This window comes from Pantoea sp. GD03673, from assembly GCF_029844725.1.
GTDB lineage: Bacteria > Pseudomonadota > Gammaproteobacteria > Enterobacterales > Enterobacteriaceae > Pantoea.
This window is the reverse complement of record NZ_JAOCKJ010000008.1, coordinates 1-22,658: the sequence shown is the minus strand read 5'-3', so window position 1 is coordinate 22,658 and position 22,658 is coordinate 1. Positions and strand designations below refer to the sequence as shown.

20 protein-coding genes and 1 pseudogene are annotated in these 22,658 nt (G+C 56.7%); 15 read left to right on the top strand and 6 right to left on the bottom strand.

Going from position 1 to position 22,658, the window contains the following annotated elements:
• Genes hemX through hemC form a run of 3 tightly spaced genes read right to left on the bottom strand, consistent with a single transcriptional unit; the run spans position 1 to position 2,823 of the window.
• Positions 1–1,131 (bottom strand): uroporphyrinogen-III C-methyltransferase, encoded by a 1,131-nt coding sequence (gene hemX, locus N5J69_RS16325; RefSeq protein WP_279771647.1) that lies wholly within the window; start codon positions 1,129–1,131, stop codon positions 1–3.
• A gap of 25 nt (positions 1,132–1,156) precedes the next feature.
• Positions 1,157–1,885 carry a uroporphyrinogen-III synthase gene (hemD, locus tag N5J69_RS16320; protein ID WP_279771646.1) on the bottom strand — a complete coding sequence of 243 codons (729 nt, stop codon included), beginning with the start codon at positions 1,883–1,885 and terminating at the stop codon, positions 1,157–1,159.
• Positions 1,882–2,823 (bottom strand): hydroxymethylbilane synthase, encoded by a 942-nt coding sequence (hemC, locus tag N5J69_RS16315; protein ID WP_279771645.1) that lies wholly within the window; start codon positions 2,821–2,823, stop codon positions 1,882–1,884. The genes hemD and hemC overlap by 4 nt, the downstream gene beginning before the upstream one ends.
• A 317-nt stretch (positions 2,824–3,140) precedes the next feature.
• Here hemC and N5J69_RS16310 point away from each other — a divergent pair, with 317 nt between their 5' ends.
• The 9 genes from N5J69_RS16310 (at position 3,141) to N5J69_RS16270 (ending at position 14,005) form a co-directional block, all read left to right on the top strand.
• Positions 3,141–5,699, top strand: coding sequence for a class I adenylate cyclase (locus tag N5J69_RS16310; protein WP_279771644.1), 2,559 nt, complete (start codon positions 3,141–3,143; stop codon positions 5,697–5,699).
• 147 nt (positions 5,700–5,846) lie between these two features.
• A complete protein-coding gene (locus N5J69_RS16305) occupies positions 5,847–6,047 on the top strand; it encodes a lipoprotein (RefSeq protein ID WP_150013253.1) in 201 nt (66 codons plus the stop codon).
• A 28-nt stretch (positions 6,048–6,075) separates the two neighbouring features.
• Positions 6,076–6,900 carry a diaminopimelate epimerase gene (dapF, locus tag N5J69_RS16300; protein ID WP_279771642.1) on the top strand — a complete coding sequence of 275 codons (825 nt, stop codon included), beginning with the start codon at positions 6,076–6,078 and terminating at the stop codon, positions 6,898–6,900.
• Positions 6,897–7,601, top strand: a complete 705-nt coding sequence (locus N5J69_RS16295) for a DUF484 domain-containing protein (protein WP_279771641.1) — start codon at positions 6,897–6,899, stop codon at positions 7,599–7,601. Before dapF ends, N5J69_RS16295 begins: the two co-directional genes overlap by 4 nt.
• Complete coding sequence (gene xerC / locus N5J69_RS16290) at positions 7,598–8,503, top strand: tyrosine recombinase XerC (RefSeq protein WP_279771640.1); 906 nt, start codon at positions 7,598–7,600, stop codon at positions 8,501–8,503. The genes N5J69_RS16295 and xerC overlap by 4 nt, the downstream gene beginning before the upstream one ends.
• Complete coding sequence (yigB, locus tag N5J69_RS16285) at positions 8,500–9,216, top strand: 5-amino-6-(5-phospho-D-ribitylamino)uracil phosphatase YigB (protein ID WP_279771638.1); 717 nt, start codon at positions 8,500–8,502, stop codon at positions 9,214–9,216. Before xerC ends, yigB begins: the two co-directional genes overlap by 4 nt.
• A 153-nt stretch (positions 9,217–9,369) precedes the next feature.
• Entirely contained in the window at positions 9,370–11,532 is a 2,163-nt protein-coding gene (gene uvrD, locus N5J69_RS16280) for a DNA helicase II (protein WP_013359691.1), read from the top strand.
• A gap of 302 nt (positions 11,533–11,834) precedes the next feature.
• Entirely contained in the window at positions 11,835–12,788 is a 954-nt protein-coding gene (gene corA, locus N5J69_RS16275; protein WP_279771637.1) for a magnesium/cobalt transporter CorA, read from the top strand.
• 164 nt (positions 12,789–12,952) lie between these two features.
• Entirely contained in the window at positions 12,953–14,005 is a 1,053-nt protein-coding gene (locus N5J69_RS16270; protein WP_279771636.1) for an AbrB family transcriptional regulator, read from the top strand.
• Here N5J69_RS16270 and rarD read toward each other — a convergent pair.
• Positions 13,976–14,875 (bottom strand): EamA family transporter RarD, encoded by a 900-nt coding sequence (gene rarD, locus N5J69_RS16265; protein WP_279771635.1) that lies wholly within the window; start codon positions 14,873–14,875, stop codon positions 13,976–13,978. The genes N5J69_RS16270 and rarD overlap by 30 nt on opposite strands.
• Before the next feature lie 20 nt (positions 14,876–14,895).
• Positions 14,896–15,366: a thioesterase family protein gene (locus tag N5J69_RS16260; protein WP_279771634.1), complete on the bottom strand. Its 471-nt coding sequence runs from the start codon at positions 15,364–15,366 to the stop codon at positions 14,896–14,898.
• A 194-nt stretch (positions 15,367–15,560) separates the two neighbouring features.
• Between N5J69_RS16260 and pldA the strand changes: the two genes are divergently transcribed.
• The 4 genes and pseudogenes from pldA (at position 15,561) to N5J69_RS16240 (ending at position 19,968) form a co-directional block, all read left to right on the top strand.
• A complete protein-coding gene (pldA, locus tag N5J69_RS16255) occupies positions 15,561–16,439 on the top strand; it encodes a phospholipase A (protein WP_279771633.1) in 879 nt (292 codons plus the stop codon).
• 24 nt (positions 16,440–16,463) lie between these two features.
• On the top strand, positions 16,464–18,293 hold the full coding sequence (recQ, locus tag N5J69_RS16250) for an ATP-dependent DNA helicase RecQ (protein ID WP_279771632.1): 1,830 nt from the start codon (positions 16,464–16,466) through the stop codon (positions 18,291–18,293).
• A gap of 12 nt (positions 18,294–18,305) precedes the next feature.
• Positions 18,306–18,929, top strand: coding sequence for a threonine export protein RhtC (gene rhtC / locus N5J69_RS16245; protein WP_279771631.1), 624 nt, complete (start codon positions 18,306–18,308; stop codon positions 18,927–18,929).
• A 224-nt stretch (positions 18,930–19,153) separates the two neighbouring features.
• Positions 19,154–19,968: pseudogene (locus N5J69_RS16240) on the top strand (DUF1460 domain-containing protein).
• Positions 19,969–20,028: 60 nt separating this feature from the next.
• On the opposite strand, the gene rhtB reads toward N5J69_RS16240, so the two are convergent.
• Positions 20,029–20,652 (bottom strand): homoserine/homoserine lactone efflux protein, encoded by a 624-nt coding sequence (rhtB, locus tag N5J69_RS16235; RefSeq protein WP_279771630.1) that lies wholly within the window; start codon positions 20,650–20,652, stop codon positions 20,029–20,031.
• Positions 20,653–20,764: 112 nt separating this feature from the next.
• On the opposite strand from rhtB, the gene pldB reads away from it, so the two are divergent.
• Positions 20,765–21,757, top strand: coding sequence for a lysophospholipase L2 (pldB, locus tag N5J69_RS16230; RefSeq protein WP_279771629.1), 993 nt, complete (start codon positions 20,765–20,767; stop codon positions 21,755–21,757).
• Between the two features lie 52 nt (positions 21,758–21,809).
• Positions 21,810–22,610 carry a sugar/pyridoxal phosphate phosphatase YigL gene (gene yigL / locus N5J69_RS16225; protein WP_279771818.1) on the top strand — a complete coding sequence of 267 codons (801 nt, stop codon included), beginning with the start codon at positions 21,810–21,812 and terminating at the stop codon, positions 22,608–22,610.
• The last annotated feature ends 48 nt before the right edge of the window (positions 22,611–22,658 follow it).

Below are 22,658 nucleotides of genomic sequence, written 5' to 3'. Positions count from 1 at the left end.
TTAGCCTCCCTGCTGATTAGCAGCAGACGGTTGCGCTAACAGGTTCCGCACGCGGGTCTGCATCAGCTGTTCCAGCAACGGCTGACTTTCCAGGTTATCCGGCAGATCCATATTAATGTTCTGCTGACTCAGCTCATCCAGCTGGGCAAGGAAGGCTTTGGTGGCGGCATCGTTGGTGTCGTACCAGGCGCGAACCCAGGCGGACACGGTGTCGATAGATTGTTTATAAATCTCATCCTGATGGCGCGGAACGGCCTGCGCAGCAATCAGCAGACGCGAGCGGATATTCTCACGCAGGTAAACATCCTGATTGGGGGCCAGCAGCGGCTGTGCGGTGTTATCGCGACGGCGGATGGTAATAAAGTCATCCATAAAGTTATGCCAGCTTTTCACCAGATTCTGACGCCATTCGCGCACCGAGCCTGACAGTTCACCGCCATCGCTGTCCATTGGCGCATCATCGCTGTCATTATCGGCCAGACGCAGATTATCGACGTTATTCGACAACTGATTCAGCTTAAGGATCACACCGTCGTAGTCGACCTGCGTAACAGACGAAAGGTTACTGATATCCTGAGTCAGGGCACGACGCACATTCATCACGCTGGGATCGTTCATGTCGGCCAGGCTGGCATCGGCGCTTTTCAGCAGGGCAGCCGCGGTGGTGACATCCTGATCGCTCCAGAGTTTGCGGCCAGCCAGTTTCACCAGATAGTCCGCCTGTGCCAGCAGCCAGCTGCGCACGTCGTTCCCGGAGATCACCGCCACTTTTTCACGGAGCGTTTCCAGCTCTTTTGCCGACGCGGTCTGCTGCTGCTGTGCTGTCTGAAGGGCAGTTTCAGCGCCACTCAGTTGCTGTGTCAGCTGCTGTTTATCGCTGCTGGCCTGCTGCTGCAACGCACTTAGCTGGTCACTCAGCTTCTGATTGGTTTGTGCCTGTAAATCAGCCTGATGTTTCCCGTTAAGGTATAAACCCGCACCCATTGCCAGTGCGATGACAATCGCAACCGCACCCAACACCATGCCACCTTTTTTCGCATCACGCGGTGGTGTGCTGTTGCTGGAAGGAGAGCGGTCGACCGCTGGGGTGGTTTCTTCAACCATGGCGGAGGAGTCTTTTTGTTCCGTCATATGTGGCACATCCCATTGTTAAAGTTCAGCGTAACGCGCGCAGCAGCGCATCGTTATCGGCACCATCGGCTACCTGAATATCCTGCCAGCCTAATCCTGCGGCCAGGGTAGCCAAACGTTCACTGACGACGATCAGTCGGCAGTTGAGCAGCCATTCCTCGCGATCAACTGCGGGGAACAGCGAAAAGAGCTGTTGTAACATTTCACCGCTGGTCACCACCAGCACAGAGACGCCGCGATCGCGCCAGCGGCGGCCTTCCACCGGCCCGTCATAATGCTTCTGGCAGCGCTGGTAGCAGGCAGCAAACGTAACCTCAGCACCCCGCCGGGTTAATGTCTCTGCCAGCAATTCCCGTCCGGGATCGCCACGCAGGATCAGCGCACGTTTACCGGCAATCTGCTGGAGTGTATTCAGCTGGATCAATTCCTCACTGGTTTCATGCGCATGAGGCCAGGTGACCTGCTGGCCGCTGACGGTATGAAACGCCAGCGCGGTACTGCGACCAATTGCATAATAGTCCAGCTCCGTGGGCCATGCTTTAATCGCGTGCTGTGCGTAGTGAATAACCTGCTGAGAAAGGATAAAGACGAGGTCGCCGGCACGAAGTCCGGCGAGCTTGCGGGGCAGGGAATCGAGGTCAGCGCCCGGCGCAAATTCGATCAGCGGCAGGCTCCACGCCTGCTTGCCGAGGGCATGCAGGCGTGACACCAGCTCTGCCGCTGCGGGTTCCGGGCGCGTCACCAGGATGGTCATGCTGGCGGCTGCCCCTGATAAACGTCTTTCAGAATTTCACGTGCGCCGCCGTTCAGCAGTTCATCGGCCAGTGAAATGCCCATCTCTTCAGCCTGAGCGCGTGAGCCACGACGTTCGCCGCTGACCATAACCCGGCCATCGGGCGCACCGACCATACCGCGCAGCCAGAGTTCATCACCTTCCAGCACCGCAAAACTGCCGATTGGCACCTGACAGCCGCCCTCTAAGCGAGTATTCATGGCGCGTTCTGCTCTGACACAGACTGCGGTGTCATCGTGATTCAGCGCCTGCAACAGGTCAATTAAGACGCTGTCGTCCAGACGGCATTCAATGCCGACCGCACCCTGACCCACGGCGGGCAGAGAGACTTCAGCAGGCAGGGCCTGGCGAATACGATCTTCCAGTCCCAGACGTTTAAGCCCGGCGACGGCAAGAATAATCGCGTCATACTCGCCGGCATCGAGCTTGCCAAGGCGGGTTCCGACGTTGCCACGCAGCGAGCGGATCACCAGATCCGGACGGCGCGCACTAATCTGGCACTGACGACGCAGGCTGGAGGTGCCGACAACGGCACCCTGTGGCAGCGCATCAATGGAGTCATAATGATGAGAAACGAACGCATCGCGCGGATCGTCGCGCTCGCAGATAGTTACCAGGCCCAGACCTTCAGGGAAACTGACCGGCACATCTTTCATGGAGTGCACCGCCATATCGGCACGTCCATCCTGCATGGCCAGCTCAAGCTCTTTGACAAACAGCCCTTTGCCACCCACTTTTGCCAGCGGCGTATCAAGGATAATGTCGCCTTTGGTGACCATAGGCACCAGCTCAACGCGCAGTCCCGGATGGGCACTCATGAGTCGTTGCTGTACATAATGTGCCTGCCATAATGCGAGCGGGCTTTGTCTTGTAGCAATTCTGAAAATTTTGTCTAACATGCTGTTAACCATTTTTATCGTTCACTGAATATCCTATCATCTCTGGGTGAATACTGTCAGTTTCAACGGATTGAAAACGGCCTGTGTGCGCTTTCAGGCCCGGTTTATCAAGCCATCACGTGGGAACCAGTGCTGAAAAGGCGGGAAGCTGGTAAGAACGTGCTAAACTGTTATGTAGCGCAACTTTCTTTACGGTCAATCTGCCGAGTGATAGATTGATCACGTTTCCAGCAATTATCTGCCCACTTTTTTTACTATATAAGCGGCAGAGCGAGGAAACAGGGTGCTTAAACACTGGGACAATCAGGCGAAACGTCTTGTACCTCTACATTGAGACACTGAAACAGAGACTGGATGCAATCAACCAGCTGCGCGTTGATCGTGCGCTGGCTGCCATGGGACCCGCTTTTCAGCGCGTCTACAGTCTGCTGCCAACCTTATTACATTATCAACATCCGCAGATGCCGGGTTACCTTGAAGGTAGCGTTCCACATGGCATCAGCTTCTTCACGCCTGATGAAAATCAACGCCAGCTGCTGGCCGACCTCACTGGCGACAGCGATCTGCGCCATGCCGATGCACCGAAAGGCGAAATGCCGATCACGGCCATCTACTCTATGGGCAGCACCTCCTCTGTCGGCCAGAACAGCATCTCCGATCTTGATATCTGGGTCTGCCATCAATCCTGGCTTGATAATGAAGAGCGCCTGAATCTGCAGCGTAAATGCACGTTGTTGCAGAAGTGGTGTGTCTCAATGGGTGTGGAAGTCAGTTTTTTCCTGATTGATGAGAACCGCTTCCGTCATAACGAAAGCGGCAGCCTGGGCGGCGAAGATTGCGGCTCAACCCAGCACATTTTATTGCTGGATGAGTTTTACCGTACTGCGGTTCGTATGGCGGGCAAACGCATCCTGTGGAATATGGTGCCGGGCGAAGAAGAGCATCACTACGACGACTACGTGATGTCGCTGTACGCCAAAGGCGTGCTGACGCCCAATGAGTGGCTCGATCTTGGCGGTCTCGGCACGCTGTCGGCGGAAGAGTATTTCGGTGCCAGCCTGTGGCAGCTCTATAAAAGCATCGACTCGCCTTATAAAGCTGTCCTGAAAACGCTGCTGCTGGAAGCCTACAGCTGGGAATACCCGAACACGCAACTGCTGGCGATGGACATCAAACAGCGCCTGCACGACGGCGAAATCATCTGTTTCGGCCTCGATCCTTACTGCATGATGCTCGAACGCGTCACGCACTACCTGACCCGCGTTGACGATCAGCCGCGCCTTGATCTGGTGCGCCGCTGTTTCTATCTCAAAGTGTGCGAAAAGCTCAGCACCGAAGACCATCAGCACCGTACCGGCTGGCGTCGCGAAATTTTATCGCAGCTGGTTAAAGAGTGGGGCTGGAGCGACGAGAAGATCGCCATTCTGGACAATCGTGCCGAGTGGAAAATTGAACGGGTGCGCGAAGCCCATAACGAATTACTGGATGCGATGATGCAGAGTTATCGCAACCTGATCCGCTTTGCCCGCCGCAACAACTTAAGCGTTAGCGCCAGCCCGCAGGATATCGGTGTGCTGACCCGTAAACTGTATGCCGCGTTTGAAGCGCTGCCGGGCAAAGTGACGCTGGTCAATCCGCAGATTTCGCCTGATCTCTCTGAACCGAATCTGACCTTTATTCATGTGCCGCCTGGCCGCGCCAACCGTTCCGGCTGGTATCTCTATAACCAGGCACCGGACATGGATTCGATCATCAGCCATCAGCCGCTGGAATATAACCGCTATCTGAACAAGCTGGTGGCGTGGGCGTGGTTCAATGGTCTGCTGACCCGCAAAACCCGGCTGCATATTAAAGGCAATGAAATTTGCGATCTGGCGCGTCTGCAGGAGCTGGTCAACGATGTGTCCAGCCACTTCCCGCTGCGTCTGCCCTCGCCGACGCCGAAAGCGCTCTACAGCCCCTGTGAAATCCGCCACCTGGCGATTATTGTTAACCTTGAGCACGATCCGACGGCGGCCTTCCGCAATCAGGTGGTTCACTTCGACTTCCGCAAGCTGGATGTCTTTAGCTTCGGTCAGCAGCAGCAGTGCCTGATTGGCAGCATCGATCTGCTCTATCGCAACTCCTGGAATGAAGTTCGTACGCTGCATTTCAGCGGTGAACAGGCGATGATCGAAGGGCTGAAAACCATTCTCGGCAAGATGCACCAGGATGCCGCCCCGCCGGACACGGTAGAAGTATTCTGCTACAGCCAGCATCTGCGCGGGCTGATTCGGACTCGCGTGCAGCAGCTGGTCTCAGAATGCATAGAACTGCGCCTTTCCAGTACGCGTCAGGAGCCGGGTCGCTTTAAAGCGCTGCGTATGGCAGGCCAGACCTGGGGACTTTTCTTCGAGCGCATGAGCGTCTCGGTGCAGAAGCTTGAAAACGCGGTGGAGTTCTACGGCGCGATTTCCAACAACAAACTGCATGGGTTGTCGATCAAAGTCGAAACGAATCAGACGCCGCTGCCACCGGTGGTTAACGGTTATGCCAGCGAAGGCATCATTCAGTTCTTCTTTGAAAACACCACTGATGAGCGCGGCTTCAACATCTATATCCTTGATGAGACCAATCGGGTTGAGGTTTATCATCACTGTGAAGGCAGCAAAGAGGAGCTGGTGCGCGACGTCAGCCGCTTCTACTCCTCATCACACGATCGCTTTACCTATGGGTCGAGCTTTATCAACTTCAACCTGCCGCAGTTCTACCAGATTGTGAACACCGGTGAGCGATTCCAGGTGATTCCGTTCCGCAGTCAGACGCTGACGCAGCTCTGTACGTCGCAGCCTGACAACGACAACAGCGACTATCAACCGCGCTATCAGGTGCATTGATGCTGACGGGCTGCCTGCGCTCTGCAGGTGGCCGCTATCTTCCTGACCTGTCACCCGGTTCACGCTATTTGCGGGGATTTCCTGTTGCTTTTCCACCTTCAACTGCGATGATAAGCATCCAGGTAAAGGACATTAAGAGCATAAAGAATGAAGAAAGTAATAAGCCTGTTGGCCATGACACTGGCAGTAATCAGCCTTGCAGGTTGTGGTCTGAAAGGACCGCTCTACTTCCCGCCGAAGGACCAGCCGAAGAAACAACAAGCCCCAACCGAACGCCAGAAAGCGGATGCCTCTAAAGCCGATGTCGGCGGGCTGGTTACCGGCAATTCAGGCGTAAAAGCGAACTAATCTGATGGCTTATCCGGCGGAGCAAAAAATGCAGTTCTCCAAAATGCACGGTCTCGGCAACGACTTTATGGTTGTGGATGCGGTGACACAAAACGTCTTTTTTTCGCCGGAATTGATCCGCCGGCTGGCCGATCGTCATCTTGGGATCGGATTTGATCAGCTGCTGATTGTTGAACCGCCTTACGATCCCGACCTCGATTTTCACTATCGCATTTTCAACGCTGACGGCAGTGAAGTGGCCCAGTGCGGCAACGGTGCGCGCTGTTTTGCCCGCTTTGTTCAGCTGAAAGGGCTGACCAACAAAACCGATATCCGGGTCAGTACCCAGAATGGCCGCATGGTGCTGACCGTGACGCCGGACGACCACGTGCGTGTGAACATGGGCGAGCCAAACTTTGAGCCTCAGCAGGTGCCGTTCCGCGCCAACAAAGCCGAAAATCTCTATCTGCTGCGCGTTGCCGAGCAGACGGTGATGCTGGGGGCGGTGTCGATGGGCAATCCCCACTGCGTCATCCAGGTCGACAGTGTTAAAACCGCGCAGGTTGAACTGCTGGGCCCGATTCTGGAGAGCCATGAGCGCTTCCCGGATCGCGTCAATGTCGGTTTTATGGAGATCATCAATCCCGAGCATATCCGCCTGCGCGTTTACGAACGCGGCGCGGGTGAAACGCAGGCGTGCGGCAGCGGCGCCTGTGCTGCCGTTGCATGCGGCATTCAGCAGGGCATTCTGGCATCGAAAGTGCGTGTCGATCTGCCCGGCGGAACCTTGCACATCTCCTGGAAAGGTGCCGGTCAGCCGCTCTATATGACCGGACCTGCGACACACGTCTACGATGGGTTTATTCATCTATGAAAAATATCGAAGAGCAGGCTGACAGTTCGGTTCTGCTGGACGATCAGGCCGTCAGTGATTATCTGCGGCAGAATCCCGATTTCTTTATCCGCAATGCCCGCGACGTTGAACAGATGGCCGTGCCGCACCCGGTGCGCGGCAGCGTGTCACTGGTCGAGTGGCATATGGCGCGGCAACGCAACCACATCCAGCGGCTGGAAGAAGAGATCACGCTGCTGATGGAGCAGGCCAGCGCTAACCATGAACTGTTTGATCGTCTGCTGTCGCTGGAGAGTCATCTGGCTGCGGCGGACTCGCTGCAGGATATGCTCAACCGTCTGCATCGCTGGGCGCGTGAGCTGGGCCTGGCGGGAGCCAATGTGCGGCTGTTCAGTGATAAATGGCTGCTGGGCGCACCCTCTGATTTCTTCCAGCTTAGCCTGTCGCGTCAGGCGTTCGAACCGCTGCGTATTCAGCGCTTCGGTAACCAGCATCACTATCTTGGCAATATTAATGGACCGGAACTGCTGTTGCTGCTGCCACAGGCTAAAGCAATCGGCTCGGTGGCCATGTCGCTGATGGGCGACGAGGGCGATCTCGGCGTGCTGGTGTTCAGCAGCCGCGACAGCCAGCACTATCAGTCAGGCATGGGAACGCTGCTGTTACAGCATCTGTCACAGATGATGCCGGGTCTGCTTTCCCGCTGGGTAGAACGCGCATGAGCAGCGCGCTGCAGGAGGCCGTCGAGGGATTTCTGCGCTACCTGAAAGTGGAGCGCCAGCTCAGTCCGTTAACCCAGAGCAGCTATGCGCGTCAGCTGGCTGCGCTGGTGGCGATTGCTGACGAGATGAAGCTCGGCAGCTGGGCACAGCTGGAACCGGCGCAGGTCCGCAGCATGGCGGCGCGCAGCCGTCGCGGCGGACTCTCTGCCAGCAGCCTCGCGCTGCGTCTTTCCGCCCTGCGCAGTTTTCTTGACTGGCAGGTGAGCCAGGGTCTGCTTAGCGCGAATCCGGCTAAAGGGGTGATGACGCCGCGTAAAGCGCGTCATCTGCCGAAAAATATCGATGTTGATGAAGTTAATCAGCTGCTGGAGATCGACCTTAACGATCCGCTGGCGGTGCGTGACCGGGCGATGCTGGAAGTTATGTATGGCGGCGGGCTGCGTCTCTCGGAGCTGGTGAATATGGATTGCCGCCACGTCGATCTCGCTTCCGGCGAAGTGTGGGTCGTGGGGAAGGGCAGCAAAGAGCGCCGCGTCCCCATTGGCCGCACGGCGGTCACCTGGATCCAGCACTGGCTGCCGCTGCGGGAAACCTTCGGCGGTCAGGATGATGCGCTGTTTCTGTCGACGCGCGGCAACCGCATCTCGCCACGCAACGTGCAGAAACGCTTTGCTGAGTGGGGCATCAGACAGGGTGTGGCCAGCCATATTCATCCGCATAAGCTGCGACACTCTTTTGCCACGCACCTGCTGGAGTCCAGCGGCGACCTGCGCGCCGTGCAGGAGTTACTGGGTCATGCGAACCTCTCGACCACCCAGATCTATACCCATCTCGACTTCCAGCATCTGGCTTCGGTGTATGACGCTGCGCATCCCCGCGCCAAACGAGGAAAGAACGAATGAAGTTTTATCGTCCGCTGTCGGCCATTAAAGCCATGACCTTCGACCTTGATGACACGCTCTACGATAACTACCCGGTGATCCGTCGAACCACGCTGGAATCGCATGCTGCACTGCAGGCTTTTCATCCGGCGCTGCGTGACTTCACGCCGCAGGATTATCAGCAGTTACGCGATCACCTGCTGCAGCGTGAGCCTGACATTTATCATGACGTTTCGGAGTGGCGTCGCCGTTCGGTGGAGCTGGCGATGCTGAATATCGGTCTTTCTGCTGCGGAAGCGACCGCGGGCGCGGCAGAGGTGATGGCGGTGTTTCATCAGTGGCGGAGTCAGGTCGAGATGCCGGATGAGACGCATCAGACGCTGAAGGCGCTGGCGGAAAAAATTCCGCTGGTGGCGGTCACCAACGGCAATGCCAGCCCGGAAAAAATGGGCATCGCTGACTATTTTCAGTTCACCCTGCGGGCCGGACCAGATGGCCGTGCGAAGCCGTGGCAGGATATGTATCAGCTTGCCGCACAACGCCTGAATATCGCGCCGCACCATATTCTGCACGTGGGTGACGATCTCACCACAGACGTAGCCGGTTCACTGCGCTGTGGCATGCAGGCCTGCTGGATTAACCTGCGGCAGGGCAACCTGATGCATATCCCGGATGCGCGTCTGTTGCCGCATGTCGAAATTTCGCGGTTGGCATCACTCACCTCACTGCTATAATGGCTGTAAATTTATCCAGTCGTCACCTCTTTTCTGCTTTGCCGCCGTACTTTGTCCGGCATCTGTCCGCCGCCTGAACTGCGGCGGACATGCGTCAGGGCAGGCGGAATAAACAGCGCGACGACGGCGTTTTTTCTTTGGTAACCGGTGCTTATGGACGTTTCTGAACTGCTCGATGGTTTAAATGACAATCAGCGCGCTGCCGTTGCGGCTCCGCGCAGTAACCTGCTGGTGCTGGCAGGCGCGGGCAGTGGTAAAACGCGGGTGCTGGTGCATCGCATTGCCTGGCTGATGTCGGTGGAGAACTGCTCACCCTATTCGATTATGGCGGTGACCTTTACCAACAAAGCGGCAGCAGAGATGCGTCACCGCATCGAGCATCTGATCGGCACCAGTCAGGGCGGGATGTGGATAGGGACTTTCCACGGTCTGGCGCACCGCTTACTGCGCGCCCACCATCTGGACGCCGGTCTGCCGCAGGATTTTCAGATCCTCGACAGTGAAGACCAGCTGCGTCTGCTTAAACGCCTGATCAAATCGATGAACCTTGATGATAAACAGTGGCCTGCGCGTCAGGGCATGTGGTACATCAACGGCAAAAAAGATGAAGGCCTGCGGCCAAAGCACATTGAAAGCTACGGCAATCCGATCGAGCAGACCTGGCTGCGCATCTATCAGGCCTATCAGGAAGCCTGTGATCGTGCCGGCTTAGTGGACTTTGCTGAACTGCTGCTGCGTGCCCATGAGTTATGGCTGAATAAGCCGCACATCCTTAATCACTACCGTGAACGCTTTACCAACGTGCTGGTGGATGAGTTCCAGGATACCAACAACATTCAGTACGCCTGGATTCGGATGCTGGCGGGCGACAGCGGCCGGGTGATCATCGTGGGCGATGATGACCAGTCGATCTACGGCTGGCGCGGGGCGCAGGTCGAGAATATTCAGCGCTTCCTGCAGGATTTTCCCGGCGCGGAAACAATCCGTCTGGAACAGAACTATCGCTCGACTAATAACATCCTGAAAGCCGCCAACGCCCTGATCGCCAACAACAATGGCCGTCTGGGTAAAGAGCTCTGGACCGAAGGCAGCGATGGCGAACCCATCTCCATCTACTGCGCCTTTAATGAGCTGGATGAAGCACGCTTTGTCGTGAACCGCATTAAAGTCTGGATGGAAAACGGCGGGGCACTCAACGACTGCGCCATTCTCTATCGCAGCAACGCCCAGTCACGCGTGCTGGAAGAGGCGCTGCTGCAGAGCAGCATGCCGTACCGTATTTATGGCGGCATGCGCTTCTTCGAACGTCAGGAGATCAAAGATGCGCTCTCCTACCTGCGTCTGATGGCAAACCGCAATGACGACGCAGCGTTTGAGCGTGTGGTGAATACCCCAACGCGCGGCGTGGGCGATCGCACGCTCGACGTGGTGCGTCAGACCGCCCGTGAACGTCAGATGACATTGTGGCAGGCTACGCGTGAACTGTTGCAAAGCCGTGCGCTGGCTGGCCGTGCCGCGTCGGCGCTGCAACGCTTCTGTGAGCTGGTCGATTCACTGGCGACCGAAACCGCCGATTTGCCGCTGCATGTTCAGACCGACCGTGTTATCAAAGACTCCGGCCTGTGGCTGATGTATGAGCAGGAAAAAGGCGAGAAAGGCCAGGCACGTATCGAAAACCTTGAGGAGCTGGTGACGGCAACGCGTCAGTTCAGCTATCAGGATGAAGATGAAGATCTGATGCCGCTGCAGGCCTTTTTATCCCATGCTGCTCTGGAAGCGGGCGAAGGTCAGGCAGACAAGTGGCAGGATGCGGTTCAGCTGATGACGCTGCACTCGGCAAAAGGGCTGGAGTTCAGTCAGGTCTTTATTGTCGGCATGGAAGAAGGAATGTTTCCAAGCCAGATGTCGCTGGATGAAGGTGGCAGACTGGAAGAGGAGCGTCGTCTCGCATACGTTGGTGTCACCCGTGCGATGCTGAAACTGACGCTCACCTACGCGGAAACCCGCCGACTCTATGGTAAGGAAGTGTATCACCGGCCTTCCCGTTTTATCGGTGAGCTGCCCGAAACGTGCATTGAAGAAGTGCGGCTGCGCGCCAGCGTCAGTCGTCCGGTCAACCATCAGCGGATGGGGGCACCGGTGACCAAAAATGACAGCGGATTCGCGCTGGGCCAGCGTGTTCATCATGCAAAATTTGGCGAAGGCACCATCATTAATCTGGAAGGCAGCGGTGAGCACAGCCGTCTGCAGGTGGCGTTTCAGGGGCAGGGAATCAAGTGGCTGGTGGCGGCTTACGCGAAGCTGGAAACGCTTTAGTGCGCGGTTGACGGCTTTTTCGTCTCAGCGTAACATGCGCCCACTATTATCATGAGAGGACAATGCCTTGGACACGCCCAGTCGATGCTGGCTCAATGACCTGGATATCAGGCATAACATCTAAGGCTACCTCTTTACGCGGGTAGCCTTAGCGGTTATCAGCGACCTCCCTTTTTGATTCCGTCGCGCGAGTCAGCACTGATTTATCTTTGAAACTCTGTTTCCGTGTTCAGGCTGCCCGTTCCTTACAGAGGAATGGCCGACCGCTTTGTCCCATTAAGTCTGCAATGGGGAGTATTGCTATGCTGAGCGCATTTAAACTGGATCACAGCCGCCTGACGCGACTGGAGCTGGAAGACGAAAACGACAAACTCACCACCTCCGTCTGGGTCGATCTGATCGAGCCGGAAGAGGGCGAGCGTGACCGGGTGCAAACGGAGCTGGGTCAGAGCCTGGCAACACGGCCTGAGCTGGAAGATATCGAAGCCTCGGCACGTTTCTTTGAAGATGAAGATGGTCTGCACATCCACTCCTTCTTTTTCTATGAAGATGCTGACGATCACGCCGGTAACTCCACCGTGGCATTCACCATCCGTGAAGGCCGCCTCTACACGCTGCGCGAACGCGAACTGCCCGCTTTCCGCCTCTATCGTATGCGCGCCCGTAACCAGGTCCTGATCGATGGCAACGCCTTTGAACTCCTGCTCGACCTGTTTGAAACCAAAATTGAACAGCTGGCGGACGAGATCGAGAACATCTACAGCGCGCTGGAGAAACTCAGCCGGGTTATCATGGAAGGTCAGCAGGGCGAAGAGTACGATCAGGCGCTGTCACGCTTAGCGGAACTGGAAGATATCGGCTGGAAGGTGCGTCTCTGTCTGATGGATACCCAGCGTGCGCTGAACTTCCTGGTGCGTAAAGCCCGTCTGCCGGGAAATCAGCTGGAGCAGGCGCGGGAAATTCTGCGCGATATCGAGTCGCTGCTGCCGCATAACGAATCGCTGTTTCAGAAGGTCAACTTCCTGATGCAGGCGGCGATGGGCTTTATCAACATCGAGCAGAACCGCATCATTAAGATCTTCTCGGTGGTCTCCGTGGTGTTTCTGCCGCCGACGCTGGTGGCCTCCAGCTACGGGATGAACTTTGAATTTATGCCGGAACTGAAGTGGAGCTTTGGTTATCCAGCGGCCATCGGGCTGATGATTCTGGCCGGACTGGCACCTTATCTCTACTTCAAACGCAAAAACTGGCTGTAAAAAAGCCACAGGCCATCATTGATGGCCTGTCTGACGCATGACCTGTGCCTGCGCGATTTCATCGCCAGCCGCAACACGCAGGGTCAGCCGTTTCTGTTCTGCTGGCCCCCGCTTCCATTTCTGCGTAATCTGACTCTCCTGTTTTTACAAATAATTAACTTCTTATGGACGCTTTTTCGTTGCGCGTGCAGTGGACGCTGCTGCTGCTGATCTCAGTATTGCTGGGCGCGGTGCTGCACTATTTTCATGTGCCTGCTGCGCTGTTACTGGGACCGATGATTGTGGGCGTGGTGATGGGGCTGTCGGGTGCCACGCTGCGCATTGATAAACGGTTCTTCCTGCTTGCTCAGGCCGTACTGGGTTGCATGATTGCGCAGAGCCTGTCGCCTTCCATTCTGACACCGCTGATTCAGGACTGGCCAATCGTGCTGGCGGTGCTGCTGCTGACGCTGGCGGCCAGCGGCTTGTCCGGTTTTCTGCTGGTGCGCTTCAGTCATCTGCCAGGTCCGACCGGCGCATGGGGATCGTCGCCGGGCGGGGCATCAGCCATGGTGGCGATGGCGGGCGACTTTGGTGCTGACGTGCGGCTGGTGGCATTCATGCAGTATCTGCGGGTGCTGTTTGTCGCTTCTGCCGCCGCGCTGGTGGCGCGAATCGGACTGGGAGATGAGGCGCACAGCGTCTCGCTGCTCTGGTTTCCCGCGCTGAATCGCGGCTTTGCGATTACCCTGGTGGTGATGCTGACGGGCGCATGGCTGGGTACCCGACTGCGTATTCCTTCCGGTGCATTGCTGCTGCCTGCGCTGGCAGGTGCCGTGCTGAACAGCAGCGACATTGCGGTATTGCAGGTGCCGGAATGGCTGCTGGCCGTGGCCTATGCGCTGATTGGCTGGAGCGTGGGATTACGCTTTACCCGCCCGATTTTTCTGCTGGCACTGCGCACGCTGCCGCAGATGCTCGCCTCGATCTTCGGGCTGATGCTGTTGTGTGGCGGGCTGGCGTGGATGCTGACGCAAATGCTGGATATCGACCTGATGACGGCCTATCTCGCCACCAGTCCGGGTGGACTGGACACGGTGGCGATTATTGCTGCAGGAACCCAGGTTAACATGGCGTTTGTGATGGCGATGCAGACGTTGCGTCTCTTTACCATCCTGCTGACCGGCCCGGCTTTAGCGCGCTTTATTTCACGCTACGCGCGCCCGGGAGCGGAATGAAAACGCCACCGCATCGCAGATAAACACCAGCAGCGCCAGCCAGATAAAGCCAAACGTGACCATCTTGTCTGGCGTGATGGTTTCGCCATAAAACGCCACCGCCAGGATAAACATCAGGGTCGGGCCGAGATACTGAAAGAAGCCGACTGTGGAGAGACGCAGCCGGGTGCAGGCCGCCGCAAACAGCATCAGTGGAATGGTGGTGACGATGCCCGCTGCAATCAGCTTCAGGTTGAGACTCAGCGGATTCGCCGTTAAATGACTGGTGGCGCTGTCGGCAAAGCCAAACAGATAAATCGCCGCCAGCGGAAACAGCCACAGGGTCTCAATCAGCATGCCGCTTTGTGCATCGACCTGAATTTTTTTGCGCATCAGACCATAAACGGCAAAGCTCAGGGCCAGGCCCAGCGCGATAACCGGTAGTGATCCAAACTGCCAGAGCTGCACCAGTACGCCGACGGTGGCCAGCAGCACGGCCAGCCACTGCAGGCGGCGAAAACGTTCGCGCAGAAACAGCATGCCGAACACCACATTGATCAGCGGGTTGATAAAGTAGCCCAGGCTGGCTTCCAGCATATGCTGATTGTTGACCGCCCAGATAAACAGCAGCCAGTTACCGCCAATCGTCAGCGCCGTTATCGCCAGTAACAGCACTTTGCGCGGCTGGCGCAATACGCGCTTAACGCCGGGCCAGCTGCGGCTCAGTGTAATCAGCACCAGCATAAACAGCGCAGACCAGATTACCCGGTGCGTCATGATTTCCGTCGCGGGAACCTGTTTCACCAGCTTGAAATAAGCGGGCGCAATGCCCCAGATAAAGTAAGCGCCCAGTGCAAAGCCAATGCCCTGGCGGGTTTGTTGCGTATCCATATGAGATCCAGATGCCGGAGTTAGCCGATAAGATAGGTGGCGGTGGCCGTAGCAATATAGTCGCCCTGCTGATTGTGCAGCTCTACGCGGGCCACGGCGACTTTGTTACCGGCGCGCAACAGGCTGCTGGTCGCGGTGAAGCGCTCGCCGCGTCCGGGACGCAGATAGTCGACGCGCATATCAATGGTGCCCATACGTGACAGGCGCTGGCGCAGTTCCGCTTCGCTGATGCTCTCCTGGCGGGTTAACGCGTTGCTGACGCAGACCATGCCTGCCGCTACATCCAGGACCGACGCAATAACGCCACCGTGCAGAATCTGCTGCGCCTGGTTGCCCACCAGCATGGTTTTATTATTGAAGCTGATTTCAGCGTAGTCAGCGTCAAGGCGCATCAGCTCCAGGCCCAGCGCCTGATTAAACGGCATGTGATAAACGAAAATTTCGCCGACCAGCTGGCGAGCGTCCTGCGGTGTCAGCACGGGTGATGACATGATGATGTGTCCTGAAAAAATCGGGCCAGAGGGGCGCGTAACATAAACGAGTTGTGTATTCTATGCCGCCTGCGAGGGTGTTTCCAGTTTAAGAAATCAGCACTCATGCTCACTGCCATTTGCGTGTAGAATGGCCTGCTTTTTACAACACCCTTTCAGTTATTCTGATACGCAGCTGCTCACCGGAGAATTTTATGCGTAAGCATCGCGCCTTGCTGGCGGCAATGTTGATATTTCCTGCGCTGGCGCAGGCGGATGAAGCCCGGATTAAAGAGGTTCATGACGCGCCACAGGTTCAGGGCAGCATCATTGCTAACCTGCTGGAGAAGCATGATAACCCGTTTGTTCTCTATCCTTACGAGAACAACTATCTGCTCTACACCTACACCAGCGACCTCAACAAAGAGGCGATCTCCTCTTATAACTGGGGAGAAAATGCCCGCAAAGATGAAGTGAAATTCCAGCTCAGCCTGGCGTTTCCGCTGTGGCGCGGTATTCTGGGCGACAACTCCGTGCTGGCCGCTTCTTACACCCAGCGTTCCTGGTGGCAGCTGTCGAATAGTGCTGAGTCATCACCTTTCCGTGAGACCAACTATGAGCCGCAGGTTTTTCTCGGCTGGGCAACCGACTATTCGCTGGGTGGCTGGACGCTGCGTGATGTCGAACTGGGTCTGAATCACCAGTCCAACGGACGAAGTGACCCCACTTCGCGCAGCTGGAACCGTGTGTATGCACGCCTGATGGCAGAGAACGGAAACTTCCTGGCAGAGATCAAACCCTGGTATCGCATCCCTGAAGGGGCGAGCAGCGATGATAATCCTGATATCACCAAATATATGGGTTACTACCGCACGCGGCTGGGCTATAAGCTCGGCGACAGTATCTTCAGCGTAGAGGGCAACTATAACTGGAACAGCGGTTATGGCGGCGCGACGATGGCCTGGAGCTACCCTATCAGTGAGCACGTTCGCTTCTATACTCAGGTATTTAGCGGCTACGGTGAATCACTGATCGATTACAACCATCGCCAGACGCGTCTGGGTGTGGGTGTAACCCTTAACGACTTGTTCTAATCCCTAACGTAAGACAGGAATCGCGTGGCAACCTCGGCAGTTCTTAATCAGGAAGCGCTGGCTCACCAGGTATTGCAGGATACCTTCGGCTACCAGCAGTTTCGTCCCGGTCAGCAGACGATCATCAATCAGGCGCTGAGCGGGCGCGATTGTCTGGTGGTCATGCCCACCGGCGGCGGTAAATCGCTCTGTTATCAGATCCCGGCGCTGGTGCGCGAAGGGCTGACACTGGTGGTGTCGCCGCTGATCTCGCTGATGAAAGATCAGGTCGATCAGCTGCTGGCGAACGGCGTGGCGGCAGCGTATCTGAACTCCACCATGACGCGCGATCAGCAGCAGACGGTGATGGCTGACTGCCGCACCGGCCGGGTAAAGCTGCTCTATATCGCCCCTGAACGCCTGATGATGGATAACTTCCTGGAAAGTCTGGCGCACTGGCAACCCGCAATGCTGGCGGTGGATGAGGCGCACTGTATTTCTCAGTGGGGCCACGACTTCCGCCCGGAATATGGTGCGCTGGGCCGGTTGCGTGAGCGCTTCCCGGAATTACCGGTAATGGCGCTGACGGCGACAGCGGATGAAACCACCCGCAACGACATCGTTAACCTGCTGCACATGCAGGATCCGCTGATTCAGATCAGCAGCTTTGACCGCCCCAATATCCGTTACACGCTGGTGGAAAAATTCAAACCCACCGATCAGCTGCTGCGCTATGTTCAGGATCAGCGCGGCAAGTGCGGCATTATCTACTGCAACAGCCGGGCGAAGGTGGAAGACACCGCTGCGCGACTGCAAAGCCGTGGGTTCAGCGTCGGGGCATACCATGCCGGAATCGACAGCGAACAGCGCGCCCGCGTGCAGGAAGCGTTCCAGCGTGACGATCTGCAAATCGTCGTGGCGACCGTGGCTTTTGGCATGGGCATCAACAAGCCCAACGTCCGTTTTGTGGTCCACTTCGATATTCCGCGCAACATCGAGTCCTATTATCAGGAAACCGGGCGAGCCGGTCGTGATGGTCTGCCCGCCGAAGCGATGATGCTTTACGATCCGGCCGATATGGCCTGGCTGCGTAAATGTCTGGAAGAGAAAGTTCCGGGGCCGCTGCAGGACATTGAGCGCCACAAGCTCAACGCAATGGGCGCGTTTGCTGAAGCACAGACTTGTCGCCGCCTGGTGTTGCTGAACTACTTTGGCGAGGGTCGCCAGCAGCCGTGCGACAACTGCGATATCTGTCTCGACCCACCCAAGCGTTACGACGGCCTTGTGGAAGCACAAAAAGCGCTCTCCGGCATCTATCGCGTGGGTCAGCGTTTTGGCATGGGCTACATCGTTGAAGTGCTGCGCGGCTCCAATAACCAACGCATCCGTGAACAGGGACATGACAAGCTGCCGGTCTATGGGCTGGGCAAAGATCAGAGCCATGAACACTGGGTCAGCGTGTTACGTCAGTTAATTCATCTGGGGCTGGTGACGCAGAACATCGCTATGCATTCTGCACTGCAACTGACCGAAGCGGCCCGGCCGGTGCTGCGCGGTGAGGTGCCACTAATGCTGGCGGTTCCGCGTTTAATCACGGCAAAGACAAAAAGCAGCGGTCCGGCGAAGTTTCACGGTGGCAACTACGATCGCAAACTGTTTGCCAAGCTGCGTAAGCTGCGAAAAGCGATCGCCGACGAAGAGAATATTCCGCCTTACGTGGTGTTCAACGACGCCACACTGATAGAGATGGCAGAACAGATGCCGGTCAGCGCGTCGGAGATGCTCAGCGTCAACGGCGTGGGCCACCGTAAACTGGAGCGCTTTGGCAAACCTTTCCTGGTGATGATCAAAGAGCATCTTGATGATGAAGAATAAAGGACACTGATTATGCTGATATTATTTGCCACTGTGGCGCTGGTGCATCTGGTGGCGCTGATGAGCCCCGGTCCCGATTTCTTTTTCGTGTCACAAACCGCCGCCAGTCGTTCGCGCAAAGAGGCGATGATGGGTGTACTCGGCATCACGCTGGGTATTGTGGTCTGGGCGGGTGTGGCGCTGATGGGGCTGCATCTGATCCTGGAAAAAATGGCGTGGCTGCATCAAATTATCATGGTCGGTGGTGGCCTTTATCTGCTGTGGATGGGCTGGCAGTTAATGCGCTCGGCGCGTCAGCGTCATCAGCAGCCGCAGCAGGATGAGCCGGTGGCAGAGCTGCCGAAACGCGGCATGAGTTTTCTCAAGGGGTTGCTCACCAACCTCTCGAATCCAAAAGCAATTATCTATTTCGGCAGCGTTTTCTCGCTGTTTGTCGGCGACGATGTCGGCTCGGCGGAGCGCTGGGGTCTGTTCCTGTTAATTGTCGGTGAAACCTTCGCCTGGTTTACGCTGGTGGCGGCTATCTTTGCGCTGCCGTGGATCCGCGCTAAATATCAGCGGCTGGCGAAGTGGGTCGATGGCATGGCCGGTGTCCTGTTTGCCGGGTTCGGTATCCACCTGATTATTTCGCGTTAAGCTCTGTCTTTGCCTTTGCTGCCGGATCGCGCGTTGCGCATCCGGCAGAAACGTCATTTCCTGTCGCCTCTCTCTGAACTTCGTCATTGTGACGGCTGTCACAATCTGCACCTGTTAATGCCTTGCTATTGCAACTGCAGCTAAACAGTCACCATTCGTTAATTAATGAAACCATCACCTCCGGTATGGTCGTGTCGACGGACTATTTTTTCATGGAGAGAATGATGCGAGTAAAACACCTGTTCCTGTTATTTATCATGGCCTGTATCAGCGCCTGCGCCTCGCCGGATGCTGCCCACTACCGCGTCCCGAAACCCGCGAAAGGGGATAAGGTGTCGGCTATTCTGGCGCAGACTCCCCTTTCAGTGCAGCCGCAGGGCGAAAGAATCAGTCAGATCTCGGCCGCGTTTCTTGGCACACCTTACCAGGCGGATACGCTGATCGGCTCGCCTGATACCCCGGAAGCGCTGGTGATCAATTTCAGCGGTGTGGATTGTTTCACGCTGCTTGATTACGTCCAGGCGCTAAGCCGCAGCCATGACCGTGTCAGCTTTCAGGCTAACCTGATTCGCACCCGCTACGCGGATGGTGAGATGAGCTACCTGAAGCGTCGCCACTTTTTTTCCGACTGGTTCGCCGTGAACCCGCGTAATGCCGATGATGTGACCGGGACCCTCAGCCCGGATGCGGTGACGGTGGTGAAGCAACTCAATCATCAGGCCAGAGGAAAAGAGCAGGTGCCCGGTCTGGGAGTGATTTCCCGCCGCGTGACCTACATTCCGGCGCGGGCGATCACACCAACGGTGCTGGCACAGATCCAGACCGGCGATTACGTCGGGGTTTACACCTCCGCTCAGGGGCTGGATGTCACGCATACCGGAATAGCGGTCCGGCATGATGGCCGGTTGTGGTTCAGAAACGCCTCTTCGCTGGCCGCTCATCGCAGCGTTGTCGATGCGCCGTTCAGGGAGTACATGCGGTCAAACCGGGCATCGTCGTGTTGCGGGCAGTGCCGCTGTCTGCGCCATGGCAGAAATAGCGAAGAGGGGATTAGGCAGGGCGTGTTTGCGCCGACCCCAGAGTGCCGGCGCGTAAGGTCTCAGGCGATTTTTCTGGCGCTGGCCAGCAGTGCGCCCACCGCCATAAACAGCCCGCCGAAAATGCGGTTCATTAACTTCATCTGTCTGGGTCCTTTAATCCAGCCAGCAATCCGCGTTGCCAGCGTGGCGTAGCCAATCATCACGATGATATCGACCACCACGGTGGTCACACCCAGTACCAGATACTGCATAAACAGCGGCTGATGCGGCTGGATAAACTGCGGGAACAGGGCAGCCAGAAAGACAATGCTTTTCGGGTTGGTCAGATTAACCAGCACGGCACGTTTGAACAGGCGACGACGCGGCATGGCTTTGGCAACGGCATCCAGATCGATGCCACCCGCTGAGCGCCACTGCTGAATACCCAGCCAGACCAGATAGGCCGCGCCAGCCCATTTGAGAATTTCAAACGCCAGCAGCGACTGCGAAAAAAGCGCCCCCAGCCCGATACCGACCAGCACGATATGCAAGGCCAGTCCGACCTGCAGACCTGAGATCGAGGCCACCGTGCCGCGATAACCGTGGCTGATACCGGTACTCATGGTGTTAATTGCGCCCGAACCAGGCGACAGGCTGAGAATTGTGGTGGTAAGCAGGTAGGTCAGCCACCATTCGATGGTCATGGGTCAGGCTCTCTTTAATCGCGGATTTGTGACACAATACGCCAGAAATAAGCGCGGCGCTACGGCCTGCGCATGGCGTTCAGGACTCTGGATCCGGTCATCAGGAGGGCGAATGAATCCACACAAAGCCAGTTGGCTGCGACGAGAAAAAGCCTTTGCTGCGTTCGCCACCGGGCCGCTGCTCGACTTCTGGCACAGTCGTGAGGAGCTTGAGTTTACCGGCGTCGGCAATCTGACGCTGCGTTATGTCCGCTTCACATCGCCGCAACACAAGCGTGTGATTCTGATTGTGCCGGGACGCATCGAGAGTTACATAAAATATCCTGAGCTGGCATACGATCTGTTTCACTGTGGATTTGATGTGGTGATCCTGGACCATCGGGGTCAGGGACGTTCCGATCGCCTGCTGGAAGATTCACACCGTGGTCACGTGGCGGAATTTACCCATTACGTTGACGATCTTGAAACGCTCTATCTGAAAGAGATTGTCAGCGGCCACTACCAGCAGCGCTATGCGCTGGCTCATTCAATGGGCGGCGCAATCTTAACGCTGTTTCTGGCACGTCAGCCGCAGGCGTTTCATGCGGTTGCCCTTGTGGCACCGATGTTTGGCATCGCCTTACCGTTACCCTCTTTTCTGGCCCACCGGATTCTGGACTGGGCAGAGAAGCGTCCGGCCTTGCGCGATGGCTATGCCCTCGGCACCGGACGCTGGCGCGCGCATCCGTTTGGCATTAACCGGCTGACGCACAGCGCCGAGCGTTACCGGCGGAGCCTGCGGTTTTATGCGGACGATCCGGCGATTCGCGTGGGCGGGCCGACCTATCACTGGGTACGCGAAGGCATCCATGCGGGGCGCAACATCATCAGTCAGGTTGATAAAATCACCACGCCGCTGCTGCTGTTACAGGCCAGCGACGACCGGGTGGTCGACAATCGTTCGCAGGACCTGTTTTGTGCCGCGATGGCTGCGGCGGGTCATCCGTGTGAAGGCAATACGCCACGGGTGATCGACGGTGCGCGTCATGAGATCCTGTTTGAAAAAGATGAGATGCGTGCCGAAGCACTCAATGCAGTGGTCGACTTTTTTTCATCGCATCACTGACGTTATTTATCCGGCCGGTGAAGACCGGCAGAACCAGATACCCGAGGTTTTCATGTATCACATCGTTGCATCCGATCTGGATGGCACGCTGCTTTCTCCCGAACATCGTCTGACCCCTTTTGCGCGTGAAACGCTGCAGCAGCTGGTCGCAAAAGATATTCACTTCATTTTCGCGACCGGGCGTCATCATATCGATGTCGGACAGATGCGCGACAGCCTGGCGATTCCGGCCTATATGATCACCTCGAACGGCGCGCGCGTACACAACGCAGAAGGTGAGCTGGTGTTCAGCCATAATCTGGATGAGGATATCGCCAGCGACCTGGCTGGCCTGCAATATCATCACAGCGATATTCTGACGCACATTTACCGTGACGATGAGTGGTTTGTCAGCCGTTCAAGCCCGGCTGAGCAGGACTACTTCCGCGAGTCGGTGTTCAACTATCAGGTCTATGAACCGGGTCTGCTGCCAGCCAGTAACATCAGCAAGGTTTTCTTCACCTGTGAAAATCCGGAGCATCTGATCCCGATGGAGCAGGCGATTGAAGCGCGCTGGGGCGATCGGGTTAACGTCAGCTTCTCCTTGCCTACCTGTCTGGAAGTGATGGCGGGCGGCGTGTCGAAAGGGCATGCGCTGGAAGCGGTCGCGAAACAGCTTGGTCACTCGCTGGAAAGCTGCATCGCCTTTGGCGACGGTATGAATGATGTGGAAATGCTGAGCATGGCGGGTAAAGGCTATATCATGCAGAACGCCCATCAGCGGTTGAAAGATACGCTGCCGGCGCTGGATGTGATTGGTTCAAATGCCGATGATGCAGTACCGCAGACGCTTCGCACGCTCTATCTTGCGTAAGCAGTGAGCGTTAAAAAGGGCCGGTTATCCGGCCCTTTTTTGTTGCTG